Origin of the sequence: Gordonia sp. PS3, from assembly GCF_041950545.1 — a bacterium.
Classification (GTDB): domain Bacteria; phylum Actinomycetota; class Actinomycetes; order Mycobacteriales; family Mycobacteriaceae; genus Gordonia; species Gordonia sihwensis.
Genome location: NZ_CP169524.1, coordinates 1,380,035 through 1,392,725, shown reverse-complemented (window position 1 = coordinate 1,392,725; position 12,691 = coordinate 1,380,035). Strand labels below are relative to the sequence as shown.

General features: G+C 67.2%; 14 protein-coding genes and 1 pseudogene. 10 read left to right on the top strand and 5 right to left on the bottom strand.

Annotation, left to right across the window (positions count from 1 at the left end):
- Nucleotides 1-17: 17 nt before the first annotated feature.
- A pseudogene (locus tag ACE11G_RS06410) lies at nucleotides 18-1,344 on the bottom strand (ISL3-like element ISPfr2 family transposase).
- Nucleotides 1,345-1,987: 643 nt separating this feature from the next.
- Nucleotides 1,988-2,299, bottom strand: a complete 312-nt coding sequence (locus ACE11G_RS06405; RefSeq protein WP_375003959.1) for a putative quinol monooxygenase — start codon at nucleotides 2,297-2,299, stop codon at nucleotides 1,988-1,990.
- A gap of 108 nt (nucleotides 2,300-2,407) precedes the next feature.
- Here ACE11G_RS06405 and ACE11G_RS06400 point away from each other — a divergent pair, with 108 nt between their 5' ends.
- The 4 genes from ACE11G_RS06400 to ACE11G_RS06385 all read left to right on the top strand — a co-directional run bounded on the left by ACE11G_RS06400 (nucleotide 2,408) and on the right by ACE11G_RS06385 (nucleotide 5,316).
- Nucleotides 2,408-3,349, top strand: a complete 942-nt coding sequence (locus ACE11G_RS06400; protein ID WP_003941078.1) for a GlxA family transcriptional regulator — start codon at nucleotides 2,408-2,410, stop codon at nucleotides 3,347-3,349.
- A gap of 638 nt (nucleotides 3,350-3,987) precedes the next feature.
- Nucleotides 3,988-4,326 carry a hypothetical protein gene (locus ACE11G_RS06395; RefSeq protein ID WP_006895179.1) on the top strand — a complete coding sequence of 113 codons (339 nt, stop codon included), beginning with the start codon at nucleotides 3,988-3,990 and terminating at the stop codon, nucleotides 4,324-4,326.
- 84 nt (nucleotides 4,327-4,410) lie between these two features.
- Nucleotides 4,411-4,833: a hypothetical protein gene (locus ACE11G_RS06390; RefSeq protein ID WP_006895178.1), complete on the top strand. Its 423-nt coding sequence runs from the start codon at nucleotides 4,411-4,413 to the stop codon at nucleotides 4,831-4,833.
- A 222-nt stretch (nucleotides 4,834-5,055) separates the two neighbouring features.
- Nucleotides 5,056-5,316, top strand: coding sequence for a hypothetical protein (locus ACE11G_RS06385; protein ID WP_278124204.1), 261 nt, complete (start codon nucleotides 5,056-5,058; stop codon nucleotides 5,314-5,316).
- Nucleotides 5,317-5,861: 545 nt separating this feature from the next.
- On the opposite strand, the gene ACE11G_RS06380 is transcribed toward ACE11G_RS06385, so the two are convergent.
- Nucleotides 5,862-6,869, bottom strand: a complete 1,008-nt coding sequence (locus ACE11G_RS06380) for an iron-containing redox enzyme family protein (RefSeq protein ID WP_006895176.1) — start codon at nucleotides 6,867-6,869, stop codon at nucleotides 5,862-5,864.
- A 143-nt stretch (nucleotides 6,870-7,012) separates the two neighbouring features.
- Between ACE11G_RS06380 and ACE11G_RS06375 the strand changes: the two genes are divergently transcribed.
- The 3 genes from ACE11G_RS06375 to ACE11G_RS06365 all read left to right on the top strand — a co-directional run bounded on the left by ACE11G_RS06375 (nucleotide 7,013) and on the right by ACE11G_RS06365 (nucleotide 8,587).
- Complete coding sequence (locus ACE11G_RS06375; RefSeq protein ID WP_006895175.1) at nucleotides 7,013-7,510, top strand: DUF6098 family protein; 498 nt, start codon at nucleotides 7,013-7,015, stop codon at nucleotides 7,508-7,510.
- Nucleotides 7,511-7,640: 130 nt separating this feature from the next.
- Nucleotides 7,641-8,363: a HemK2/MTQ2 family protein methyltransferase gene (locus ACE11G_RS06370; protein ID WP_375003958.1), complete on the top strand. Its 723-nt coding sequence runs from the start codon at nucleotides 7,641-7,643 to the stop codon at nucleotides 8,361-8,363.
- Nucleotides 8,360-8,587 carry a CDGSH iron-sulfur domain-containing protein gene (locus ACE11G_RS06365; protein ID WP_006895173.1) on the top strand — a complete coding sequence of 76 codons (228 nt, stop codon included), beginning with the start codon at nucleotides 8,360-8,362 and terminating at the stop codon, nucleotides 8,585-8,587. The genes ACE11G_RS06370 and ACE11G_RS06365 overlap by 4 nt, the downstream gene beginning before the upstream one ends.
- Here the strand turns inward: ACE11G_RS06365 and ACE11G_RS06360 are convergent.
- The gene (locus ACE11G_RS06360; protein ID WP_006895172.1) at nucleotides 8,584-9,234 is read right to left on the bottom strand and encodes a response regulator transcription factor; all 651 of its coding nucleotides are present in this window, start codon (nucleotides 9,232-9,234) and stop codon (nucleotides 8,584-8,586) included. The genes ACE11G_RS06365 and ACE11G_RS06360 overlap by 4 nt on opposite strands.
- A 148-nt stretch (nucleotides 9,235-9,382) precedes the next feature.
- Between ACE11G_RS06360 and ACE11G_RS06355 the strand changes: the two genes are divergently transcribed.
- From ACE11G_RS06355 to ACE11G_RS06345, 3 genes are all read left to right on the top strand, one after another.
- On the top strand, nucleotides 9,383-10,087 hold the full coding sequence (locus ACE11G_RS06355; RefSeq protein WP_006895171.1) for a PAS and ANTAR domain-containing protein: 705 nt from the start codon (nucleotides 9,383-9,385) through the stop codon (nucleotides 10,085-10,087).
- A gap of 80 nt (nucleotides 10,088-10,167) precedes the next feature.
- Nucleotides 10,168-11,340 (top strand): zinc-dependent alcohol dehydrogenase, encoded by a 1,173-nt coding sequence (locus tag ACE11G_RS06350; protein ID WP_006895170.1) that lies wholly within the window; start codon nucleotides 10,168-10,170, stop codon nucleotides 11,338-11,340.
- A 44-nt stretch (nucleotides 11,341-11,384) separates the two neighbouring features.
- Nucleotides 11,385-11,750, top strand: coding sequence for a VOC family protein (locus ACE11G_RS06345; RefSeq protein WP_278124216.1), 366 nt, complete (start codon nucleotides 11,385-11,387; stop codon nucleotides 11,748-11,750).
- A 22-nt stretch (nucleotides 11,751-11,772) separates the two neighbouring features.
- On the opposite strand, the gene ACE11G_RS06340 is transcribed toward ACE11G_RS06345, so the two are convergent.
- Entirely contained in the window at nucleotides 11,773-12,531 is a 759-nt protein-coding gene (locus tag ACE11G_RS06340) for a SigB/SigF/SigG family RNA polymerase sigma factor (protein ID WP_375003957.1), read from the bottom strand.
- Nucleotides 12,532-12,691: the final 160 nt, after the last annotated feature.

Here is a 12,691-nt window from a genome sequence, read left to right as displayed (position 1 = left end):
ACTCAACCGAAACCGGCTCATCCCAATCGGGGGTGTAGGAGTTGGGGTCTGAAGCCGCCGGTCTCGAGCAGGCTTCGGGCGATGTAGTTGGTCAGGTTGCGGAACCCGAGTGCGGAGCCGCGCAGGTGTTCGAGCCGTCCGTTGAGCGCCTCGGTCGGCCCGTTGCTGGTGCCGGGTCGTTCGAAGTAGGCGAGCACGTCAGCGGCTCGCTTCTTCAGGGTCCGGCCCAGGGGGGGTGAGCTCGGTGAGCACCTTGGGGACGCCGGCGCTGAGGTCGGTGATCAGCTTCTCCATGAGCTCGCGGCCACGTTGCCGGTCCTCGTGGCGATAGGCGGCGATCATGCGCTGGTAGACACCCCAGGTCGCCTCGACCTCGACGTGAGCGTCATCAACGAACAGCGCGCGTAGCCTGTCGCTCTGCTTGTCGGTGAGCAGGTCCGCGCCGGTGTGCAGCGTGCGCCGCGACTTGTAGAGCGGGTCGTCCCTGAACCCACGGTGCCCGTGGGTCGCGAGTTGGACCCGGCGCCGGCACCTGTCGAGGGCGTCACCGGCCAGGCGCACGACGTGGAAGGGATCCATCACCGTGACCGCGTCCGGGATCTCCTCTGCAGCGGCGGTCTTGAACCCGGTGAAGCCGTCCATCGCGACCACCTCGACCGCGTCACGGAAGGCGTCGTCGCGGTCGGCGAGCCAGGTCTTGAACGCCGCCTTCGACCGGCCCTCGACCATGTCCAGCAGCCTTGCTGGGCCGGCGCCATCGCGGACCGGGGTGAGGTCGATGATCACGGTGACGTACTTGTCGCCACGCCTGGTGTGGCGCCAGACGTGCTCATCGACGCCAATGACCTTCACGCCCTCAAACCGCGTGGGGTCGTTGATCAGCAGCCGCTTGCCTTCAGCCAGGACCGCGTTGTTGGCGGTGTCCCACGCGACCCCGAGTCCCTCGGCGACACGGGCGACGGTGAGGTGTGCGACCACGATCCCTTCCAGCGCCCACCGCAGCCCGGTGCGCGAGAGCTTCGCGCGTGGCTCCGCCGCGGCGCTGGTGTCTTGGCGCCACACGTGTCCGCAGTCGGCACAGCGGTAGCGGCGCACTACAACTTCCAGCACGGTCGGTCGCCAGCCCAGCGGCTCGTGGGCCAACCGCCGGATCACGGTGTCACGAGCAGCGCCTTCGCTGCCGCACCGTCGGCACCACTGATCTGGTTCCACCACGCGGCACGCGAGGACCGCACGATCCGGTTCAAGTCGTTGTCCGGTCACGCTCAGACCGAGGCTGTCGAGTCGAGCGAAGGCGGTCAGGTCAGGGCGGCCGAAGCCGGCCGGCGGGGTAGCGTCGGACACGTCGAGGTCTTTCGGATGGATGGCGTAGGAACCCTCCGTCGTCGGGAGACCTCGACGTCTATCTGCGGACCGACGCGCCCAGCCGACCTACACCGTCAGCTGAGAAGACCCCTGAAACGTCTTCGACGACGACAGGACCGGCGAGGAGGAGGGCGCGGTGAGCTAAAGGAATGGAGCTTGCTCGGCTTCGACGCCGCCGCAAGCTCCGGTGAAACGGTCGGTACTGGTCGGTACTGGTCGGTCGTCGTCGGTCACCACCGGATGGCGGCGTCCCCCACGCTCGGCGTTTGAGCAGGTCAGCGGCTCGTTCGCCCAGTGGGCGCATCAAGCGATAGACGCAAAGCCGACGTGATTAGGTCGTCGGTTCGATTCCGACAGGCGGCTCCGGCGAACAGCCCCTGACCTGCGCAAACGCAGGGCAGGGGCGGTTCGGTTCTGGTGGTCGCGCGATGCGCTGGCCTCACGGCTCTGCCCGACACCGACGTCGCTCTCCTCTGCGACGGACCCCTCGCCGGCTGAGCGCTCGCGGCCGGCATCCTGTCCGTGTGCCGATAGGCCTCGCACCGCTCGGCAACGCAGCGTGGCGTTGCGTCGCGACCTGGCGACGGCTCGGCGGGGCGCGATCGTCTCGTGCGTTGGCGGACTACGGGAGCTTGGACGCGAGGACGTCGGCCGCCAGGATCTCGGGTGCTGCGCCGAGGAGGTGCTGATTGTCCGTCAGGGCTGCGACGATGGCGCCGTTGGCGTGGGCGTTGCGAGCGGCCTCGTCGGGGAATGCATCGAAGATCCAGAAAGTGTCGGCGTGGGTCCTGACCGCGAACCAGACAATCGTTCCTACTTCTTCGTTGGCGAGCGCGACAGCGCCGGCGAGCAGATCGGCGAGCGCGTCGTGCTGTCCATCGGCCGCGACGATCTTGGCGACGAAGGCATACGGAAGTGATGCGGGTGTGGACATGAGGGGTTCTCCTAGGTGTCGAGGTTTCCCGGTGAAGCAAGTTCAGCGTAGGACGAGCAAGGGCATGTGAGAAGTGGCGTATACGGCAGTATTGCTATTGTTTGCGCCATGCGTATCGGACTGATCGCGATCGACGGCTGCTTCGGTTCGGCTGTCGCGTCGGTCATCGACATCGTGCGGGTGGCCGACGGAGCCCGCGGCGATGTCGACCCGCGGATCGACCCGATCGAACTCGCCATCCTCGGACCGAAACGGAGAGTGACCACGACGGCATCGATGACCCTGTCGGTGGACCACCCGCTGTCGGAGTCCGCAGAGTTCGACGTGGTCGTCGTCCCTGCGCTTGGAACCCTCACGGCCGCCGCTACCAACGACGCCCTCCAGAGCCGAGATGCTCGTTCGGTCATCGCCTCGCTCGGGCGCCTCGACGACGCGACCACCCGGATCGCCGCGGCGTGCACCGGCGTGTTCGCTGTCGCCGAGACCGGACGGATGCATCATCGGCGGGCGACGACCAGCTGGTTCCTGGGGCCGGAGTTCCTGAAGCGCTATCCGACCGTCGCCCTCGATCTCGACACCATGGTCGTGGTCGACGGAAACCTCGTCACCGCCGGCGCCGCGTTCGCCCACATCGACCTCGCGCTCTCACTCGTGCGATCGATCAGCCCCGACCTGGCCCAACATGTCGCCAAGCTCCTCATCATCGACGAGCGCCCGTCGCAGGCGGCCTTCGTCGCCTACGAACATCTCCGGCACGAAGACCCGATCGTCGTCGAGTTCGAACGCTTCGTGCGCGCCCGCCTGGACGAACCGTTCAACGTCGCCTTCGTCGCGCAGTCGCTCGGCACCAGCCGGCGCACCCTCGAACGACGAGTCCGTGCGGCGCTCAACCTCACTCCGCTCGGCTTCGTCCAACGGCTTCGCATCGAACGAGCTCGGCACCTCTCAGCAACCACGGACCTCACCTCCGCCGAGATCGCGCTACGGGTCGGCTACGCGAACGCCGAGACTCTGCGCTCCCTCCTGCGCAGGGAGCGACGCCGTTCCTGACCTATCGCCATGCCTGTAGCCGGTGTCCTAGCGCTCGACTGGAACCACCTCTCAGCACGTCGCGTCGACGCCCCGGCGTCGCCCCTGGACGACCCACTCGACACACCCGCAGCACAGGCCATGTGACGTGCCCCGGCTTCCCGGACGGTCGGGGTCGGGTGGCTGTGATGTCGCTGCGTTCTCGTCGAGGGGGTCAGCAGACTCGATCAGGGTCGATTGGGATGAGACGCGAAGGCGGTCAGGTCAGCGCGGCCGAAGCCGGCCGGCGGGGTAGCGTCGGTCACGTCGAGGTCTTTCGGATGGATGGCGTAGAAACCTCCATCGTCGGGAGACCTCGACGTCTATCTGCGGACCGACGCGCCCGGCCGACCTACACCCTCATCTGGGAAGAGCCCCGAAACCAGAGGCTCGCCGGAGGAAGGCGAAGGCTGAGCGGCTACGCGCAGATCAGCCAGAAGGCGACAGTCCCGATGCAGTTGATGCCCTACACCGAATGCGCCAAAGCCGGCCGAAGTAGAAGCGACGCTCAATACGATGCTGGACTCGATACGTAACGACGTCCCCACTTACGACGGCGCTGGAGAACCGCAAGTGTCCCGCACGAGAATCGTGAATGGGCACCACGTCCAGGCATTTATTTGCGCGCCGCGGCGCTCCGCGCCGAAGAGCCCGACTTGTATCTCGAGCCCGATGAACTCGAACTCGCCGGGATACCGCAGGCGCTCGGGCATGCGACGAATCAGCAGCTTCTCGACGAGATTCAGCAGCGCGTTGACCCGGAAGCAGCACGACTGTTCCGTGGAGAGGGCGACGCGGTCATCATCACGCCGAAGTTCGCGAGCGCCGACGATGCGATCGAGGAGGAATGCTGGGCGGCCCGTCGCATCGACGAGATGTCGCAGTCGGACTACATCAACCGGGCATCCGCTCGTCGCTGCGAAGAGCCCGATCCCGAAGGTCCCGAGAACGGGGCATAGCAGACCCAGTGTCAGATACGACCGATACGATCCACGCCACACGGTGCGCGACAGGACAGCGCGCCTCACACGAAGGGGATCAAGATGGGGCTCTATGTCGGAGGAGGGATCGGGCCAGTCGGCTGGTCGATGCCGCTGGTACCCCGCGGCCTCGGCAAGGACATGGTCAGCGCAACCGGCGGACTGCTCTACCTCTGCTGGCAGATGGTGCGCTGGTTCTTGCTGCTGACGTGGTGGATGCTCTACGGCGTCTGGCTGTTCTACAAGTACCTCGCGATCGGATGCTGGTGGCTCGGCCGGAAGGGCTGGGAATGGTGGCAGATCCGCCAGGGGAACCGAGCCGCCGTGGAAGCGGCGAACCGCGCGTACGCGAAAGCTCTCGCGGACCGTGCTGACGCCGAGAACGCCGCATGGAACTCCGGCCAGCCCGGCGCCGAGTACGGCCAGTACCAGCCTCACCTGCTGACGCGACATGACCTACCCGATCAGGACCGTCGCGCCAGCTAGCCCCGACTACGACCCCGGCACAGTCTCACCAGCCGTGCCGCGCGAAGGAGATCATCATGCGCTACCACCCGTGGCGGGAGGCATCCGGAATCAAGGACTCGAAATCGTGTTCGTCGACAACCTCCCGCCCGGGGTGCGCGGCCAGAGCTGCGCTGCGGGAACCGCATAGAGATCAGCGCCGGTGCGCTCAGCGACGAGCGACGCTCGACACTGTCCCACGAGATGGGCCACATCGAACGCGGCTGCTTCATCCCCGTTGACCCGGTTCTGCACGCTCGCGAGGAAGCCGCTGTCGAACGCATCGCCACGCGCCGTTTCGTCACCCTCGACCAACTCCTCGATGCCCTCTGCTGGTCGCAGCACGTCGGCGAGATCGCCGACGAGCTCTGGACCGATATCCCGATGCTCAAGGCCCGCGTCGCCGACCTCACACCAGCCGAACGGCGGTGGATCGAGGACGAACTCGAACGTCGGGTAGCCTGATGGGGCGCCGGCGCCTCGAGGTCGGCGAGCACGGACAAATCGCGGTCACGCCGCTCGCCTCGAATAAGTACCGTGCGCGCTGAGAAGTCCGATGCCGCGACGGGAAGATCCGATCCGTTCAGGCAGACGGGCCCTCCGAAGGCGCGGCCACCGACGCGGTCACGAAACGCGCAGCGGAGCGTGCAGCATCCGCCGGCCGTCCCGTCTCTGATGCCGCAGTCGCAGAACTGACTCCGAACCCTGGTGACCGTACTGGCAGATAAGTGGCGGGAGCAGAAGGAGTCCGCGGTCTCGGAACAATCTGTCCAGACCTCGAGCCTTACCATCTCGCGATCACGCGATCGGCGAACTCCGGATCAATAAGGTCACCACGTAGACGATCGAGTGGCTGATCGATCGAGAAGCGTCTGGGCGCCCAGCTAAAGCGAAGGGCTTACGTCGTCAGGTATCGGAGATGTTCGCAATCGCGATCCGGCACGACGCTTACGACGGCGCGAACCCTCTCTTCGCGTTTTCCCACCGGTCTGGCGACACGGCGAAGCCGGTCAACACCGCATCAGCGAACGCCCGGCGTTCCATGCATCGACGAAGGCATCGTCCAGCCTGCTCTCCACTGCCTGGAGGGCCCGGATCCCGAACACGACGTCGTCGGCGAGATCCGGCTCGTCGGCGATGAGCGGCGCGACGACTTGATCACGCATCACGAGCTCGTGCACGGCGTCGGCCTCGACGTGTTCACGGTAGAAATGCCGGGCCGCCTCCGGAGCGTCGATCCGCTCGAGTCCTTTGAGAAGCCACGCCGAGCCCACCGGCGAGGTCATCTCCGTGGCGGCGAAGTGCCCGACCGTCGCTCCGCGGCGTGAGCCTCGCAGCGCGAGACACGACATGAGGTTCACGGTCGCCAGCACCACGGCGGGAGCGTCGTTGAGATAGCCGAGATAACTGTGGTCGAGCCCTGTGGCCGACAGCAGATCGGCGTACAGCTCCTGGTGAACACGCTCACCGCGTCCGCCGCCGTACTCGTCGAACTCCACCGCCACGAAGGCCGCCTTGGCATCTCGACGCAGCCGGGGAATCGCCCACGCGTGGGGATCGGCCTCCTTCAAGTGGTAGATGGAGCGCGCCTTGAAATAGTCGGCGAACTCGTCTTCGGTGCCGTGACGGCGCAGATGCGCCGTCGCTCCCTCGGGAACGGCCCGTGCGAGCGCGTCGAGTTCGGCATCGGCGGTGCCTTCGTCGCTCAGCGGCGACAGCCGATCCGCCACGGCGTCGAGGAACCGGTCCTCGAGACGGACGCGCGCGTCGATGACTGCCGGGTCCCACTCGCAATCCCTCCCGGCGTCGGCCCACCCGCGATAGTGCAATTCGTGGCACACGGTCAACGACAGCTGCAGATCGTCGCCCCACGGATCGAGCCCGTCCGGCACGTCGATCCGGGACGGACGACTGTCGACCTTCGCGCGTATCGCTTCGATGAGGACTTCGGACATCGGTCCGCGCGGTTCCGGCATTCGCGCAATCACGCGTTCCCGAATCGATCCCGGTCGGGACATCGGGCATCACCTGCCTTTCATCGCCACGGCAGAAGTACCCTCCCTGAACGAAAGCAAACCATCGCAGGACGTGACTGACGCCCGGTCGGGTACCCGATGCTTCATCAGGCACTGAACGAAACACGCGAGACGGAGCGAGATCGATGGCCGACGAGAACACCCCGCAACGGAGCACCGCTCCCCTTTTCACCCGTCAACCGCCGCCGACACCCCGGCTGCGCACGCTCGAGACATTGGACGACGTCGTCGACGAGATCGCCGACCGCGAGCCGGTGTACATCAGATACTCACACGGTCCGGCGACGGACGCGGAGGCCGGACCGAGCCTCGACTACGAGGCGGCATTCACGTTGCCCGGGTTGTCGGTCGCATCGCTGACTCCCGAACCGTGGTGGACACGGAGCCCGAAGCCGTGGATCGCGCGACGCATTCGCAAGTATGCCGAACTCGACGCCCCCGACCGCTACGCCTGGCTTCTGGCCGGCGAGGTGGTGGGCCGCGGGCCCGACCACGAGCCGCTGGTCCGCCGGGTCGACGTCATCGCCCGCCTCGCTCCGCAGGTGCTGTCGGAGGCGGCTGAGGTCTACGAGGAGATGTTCGAGGCGGGCCGCGATTCCCGGGCCGACGCATCCGACGGTTGATCGGCCGCACGGCGGGGTACTCCTCACTCGACCGACGAGCCCGTGTGCTCGTACCCAGATGGCCGGAGGTTTGTCCATGAGCACGACCGCGTCGAGAGCTGAGTCCGTATCGAGGCAGCGACCCCTCGGAGTGCGAAGCGCCGTCACCGACTCGCTCCTGATCACGTCGGACGTGTCCGCGCTGCACCGTGTCCAGGACGTCTATCGACCTCAGGAGGACACCGCTCTGCTGGTCGACGAACTGACCTCGGCAGACCTCTCAGGACTCCGCGTGTTGGATCTGTGCACGGGTTCAGGCGCGGTCGCCGTTGCCGCCGCTCTGGCCGGCGCCCAGGTCACCGCCGTCGATTCCTGCCGCCATGCGGTGGCCCGAACGCGCCGGTCAGCCGCGGACGCCGGGGTCGAGGTACGGACCGTCTGTGCCGATCTCGCGGACGTGAGCGAGACCGGCTTCGATGTCATCACTTGCAACCCGCCCTATGTGCCGACCCCGCCCGGCACGGAGATGTCGGCGGTCGGGCCCCGGCACGCGTGGAACGGTGGCGCTGATGGCCGCGCCGTGCTCGACGTGGTGTGTGCCATCGTGCCCGGGCTGCTCGCCGACGGTGGAACGGTGTTAATCGTGCAATCCGAACTGTCCGGCGTCGACGCCACGGTGGCCGCACTGCGCGCCGCGGGTCTGCGGACCGAAGTCACGTCCGAACGACGGATTCCGTTCGGGCCCGTCGTCAGGTCGCGTCACGACGCCCTCGTGGAGTCGGGATTCCTCGACCCTGAGTCGGACGACGAAGCGATCGTCGTCATCCGGGCGCAGCGGACCGGGGACCGCCCGGGACGAGCGGAGCCGGCATGACCGACGGACGCCGCCGAGTACGAGTGGTGCCGAAAGGCCCGATTCTGGTGGAGGGGCCGGTCGACGTGCAGCGGCCGGACGGATCGGTGCTCCACTGCGACCGTTTCCAGGTGGCTGTCTGCGCGTGCGGCTTCAGCGCGACGCCGCCGCTGTGCGACGCCTCCCATCGTCGGCGGCGACCGCGGAAGCCGACCGGCACCGCCGAGGCCGCAAACGGAGACTAAGCACCTCGACCTCGGCGCGGCCGGTCGGGCACGAAACCGTGGTGCACACCCCAGAGAACGGCCTGCGCACGCGTGGTGACACCGATGCGGCGATAGCACGTGCGGATATAGGTCTTCACCGAATTGATCGACAACCCGGTGCTGTCGGCGATGTCGGCATTGCTCAGCCCCTGCGTGATGAGGGCCAGTACCTCGGCCTCCCGCTGGGTGAGACCCTCCTCCCGGCCAGGCCAGTCGCCCGCACTGCTCACCGCGGTCTCCTGCCGGCTCGCGAAGACGGTCGAGGACGGTTTCGCCGCGTGGATCTGCTCCAAGGCGTCCACGAGTTCCCCTGCGGGGAGTTTCTTGGATACGAGCGCGGCCGCACCGTTGTCGAGGGCCGCAGTGACAGCCGGCTCCGAGACCTCCCATGCGTACACGACCACCTTGCGCACCCGATGGTTCGCGACCAGGTCGGAGATCATCGAACGGTCGGCCGGCGGATTGGCGAAGGAGTCGTACAGCGCGATGTCGACGTCCTCGGCGACCTCGCCCGAGGTCGAGAGCGCCTGTACGCGCACGCGGTCGGAGTACCGCCGGAGCATCGTCGCCAGCCCCCGCACCACCACGTCGTAGTCGTCGATGAGGGCTACTCGAATCGGATCCATACCCAACCGTACCCATTTCCGGTACACCCCTAGGGGTGAGCCTTTTAACCCCTCGAGTCGCTTACGGTCGACGCGACGGCGGATCGAATCCCTCCGCCCGACGACAGGTGCAGGCTCGGCCCGCACCGACTCCGAAGAGGACACTCCTGTGCAAGGACACGACGGCGTCGCCGATCCCGTCGACCCCAGGCTCGCGGTCGACCAAACCTTCCAGTTCGGACGGTTCTGGTATTACCGCGATGACGACCGCTGGGAGTGGTCGGATCAGTTGGCCCGCCTGCACGGCTACGAGTCGGCCGAGTCGGTGGTCCCGACCAGCGACCTGCTGCTCAGACACAAGCACCCGGACGACAAAGACCGAGTGGCCGACCTCATCGATCGTGTCCGGCGGGCCGGCGAGCCGTTCAGCAGTCAACATCGCATCATCGACACCCGCGGCGCGGTGATTCCGGTTATCGTCATCGCCGACGTACTGCAACACCCGGACGGTCGGCGACAAGGCACGTTCGGCTTCTACGTCGCGGCATCGCACAGCGGGACTGCGGCAGGCGGCAGCGCGGTGGTGCCGTCCGGGCGGGCCCACATGGACATCGACGAAATGGTCCGCCGGCGGTCGACGATCGAACGGGTCAAGGGCGCACTGATGCTGGTCTACCGGCTCGACGCCCAGCAGGCCTTCGACTTACTCGTCTGGCGCTCGCAGGAGTCGAACACGAAGCTGTACTCCCTCGCAGCCGCCATCGAGTCGAGATTCGTCGACGTCGACATGCCCTCGCGCGCCCGAACCAGCTTGGATCGAGTCGTGCTCAGCGCGCACGAGCACGTCCGTCGCGACCGGTCGGAGCACGCCTGAACCGCCGCGCGCACGTTTAGATCCGGGCGCACCCGGGCAACCACACCGTGGACACCATGTCTATCGAGTGAGGAGTCCCGATGCGTGCCGTCACATGGCAGGGCCGACGCGACGTCCGGGTGGAGACCGTCCCCGACCCGCGGATCGAAGAACCGACCGACGCCGTGATCCGCGTCAGTTCGACCAACATCTGCGGATCGGACCTACACCTGTACGAGGTCCTCGCGCCGTTCATGAAGGCCGGGGACGTCCTCGGCCACGAGGCGATGGGAACCGTGGAAGAGGTGGGGGCCGACACCGGCGACCTCCGAGTCGGTGACCGCGTCGTCATCCCGTTCCAGATCTCCTGCGGTCGTTGCTACATGTGCGACAGATCGCTCTACACCCAATGCGAGACCACCCAGGTCCGCGAAAAGGGAACGGGCGCGGCGTTGTTCGGCTATTCGGAGCTGTACGGCTCGGTCGCCGGCGGTCAAGCGGAGTATCTCCGCGTGCCCCAAGCCCACTTCACCCATATCAAGGTGCCGGACGGACCTCCCGACAGCCGGTTCGGCTACCTCTCCGACGTGCTGCCGACAGCGTGGCAGGCGGTGGAGTACGCGGACGTTCCCGACGGCGGGTCGCTGACCGTGATCGGCCTGGGGCCGATCGGCGATATGGCCGCACGCATCGCCGCGCACCGCGGGATCCGCGTGATCGGCGTCGACAGAGTGCCTGAGCGGCTCGCCCGAGCCGACGCGAACGGAGTCGAGACGGTCTCCGCCGACGACGACGTCGCCACCGCGGTGCGCGACCTGACGTCGGGCCGGGGCACCGACTCCGTGATCGACGCGGTGGGCATGGAAGCGCACGGATCACCCGTCGCGAAGGCTCTGCAGCACGCCGTGGGCCTGCTCCCCGACGCGGTCGGTCGGCGGATCGACACCGCCTTCGGCGTCGACCGGATGTCGGCGCTGCACACCGCGTGCGACGTGGTCCGGCGAGGTGGAACGGTCTCCGTCTCCGGTGTGTACGGCGGTGCGATCGACCCGATGCCGATGTTCAAGCTCTTCGACAAACAGGTGCAACTCCGGATGGGACAGGCCAATGTGAAGCGCTGGACCGACGCGATCATGCCGCTGCTGACCGACGACGATCCCCTCGGGGTGGACCGCTTCGCCTCGCATCGGCTGCCACTAGACGACGCCGCAGACGCGTACCGGAAGTTCCAGGAGAAGTCGGACGGATACGTCAAGGTCGTCCTCGAACCCTGACGCCGCGCCGCCCGTCGCGGGTTTCACAACGAGAGGAGAAGCTCATGCTGGCGCTGGACTCGGACGAACCATGCGTATTGCTGACCGATCACGTCGACACTCTGGCGGACTTCTGGTCGAAAGCGCTGCACCTCGCCGTCGGGGACGCGGACTCCGATCGCGCCGAACTGATCGATGACGGCCGGCGCGTCCAGCTCATCGTGCGACGCGTGATGCCGCCGCGGCCGCAGTCTCGAATCCGATTGTCGGCCTTCGATACTCAGGACGTCGCCGCCGCTGTCGAGCGGCTGATCGCGTTCGGCGCCTCGTCGCCCCGGACCCCCTACCCGTCGACTTCCGGGCACGCTGTGGTCATCGATCCCGACGGCAACACCGTGGAGATCACCGCGACGGTGGGCTCGGCCGACTGACCGCGGCGCACCACGGGGCCGATCACGTCGCCGTCAGCTCCTGCCGCAAGGTGGCGATCGACTGACGCAACAGCCGAGAGACATGCATCTGCGACATCCCCGTGCGTTGGGCGATCGCGCTCTGCGAGAGGTCTTCGAAGAATCGGAGACCGAGGATGCGGCGCTCCCGCGGCCGCAGTCGCGCGAGCGCCGGCCGGAGAGACTGCGCGACGTCGACCAGATCGTAAGCCGGGTCGGGACGGCCGATCCGGTCGATCGCGGATCGGTCGTCGGCGGCGCCCGCCGGCTGATCGAGCGATGCCGGAGCCGATGCGGCGGCCGCCATCCGCGCTTCGTCGATGTCGGCGAGGTCGGCATCCAGTTCGGCCGCCAGCTCGGCACGCGTCGGTACCCGATGGAGTCGGTGCGTCAGGCGTCCTTCAGCCGTCCCGATCCTCGATGACAGTTCCTTGATGCTGCGAGGAGTGCGAAGGACCGCAGTCCGGTCCCGGAAGTGCCTGCGCACCTCGCCCATCACTGTCGGGACGGCGAATGACAGAAAATCGGACCCGCGAGACGGCGCGTACCTGTCGACGGCCTGGACCAGTCCCAGTCGTGCCACCTGCACGAGGTCGTCGTGGAACTCCCCTCGGCCGCCGAACCTCTGCGCGATGTGCTGAGCGAGCGGGAGGCTCGCCACCACCGCCTCGTCTCGAAGGCACTTTCTGCTGGGATCCCCCGCGGGAAGCGCTTCGCGCTGCGCGAGCAGGTCCCGCACGTGGTCGTACCCGTCGTCGGTCATGGCAGAGCTCCTTCAACGCCGACCGCACCCAGGCGTGGCCACACGTGACCGGAGCCCGCTGTGCGGTGATGATGTGAACGCCCGGGCGCGGTGCGCCTTCCGGGCAGGAGTTCGGCTGCCGTTTCAACCGAGTGGATTCGACGCTACCCGCTGCGAGCGT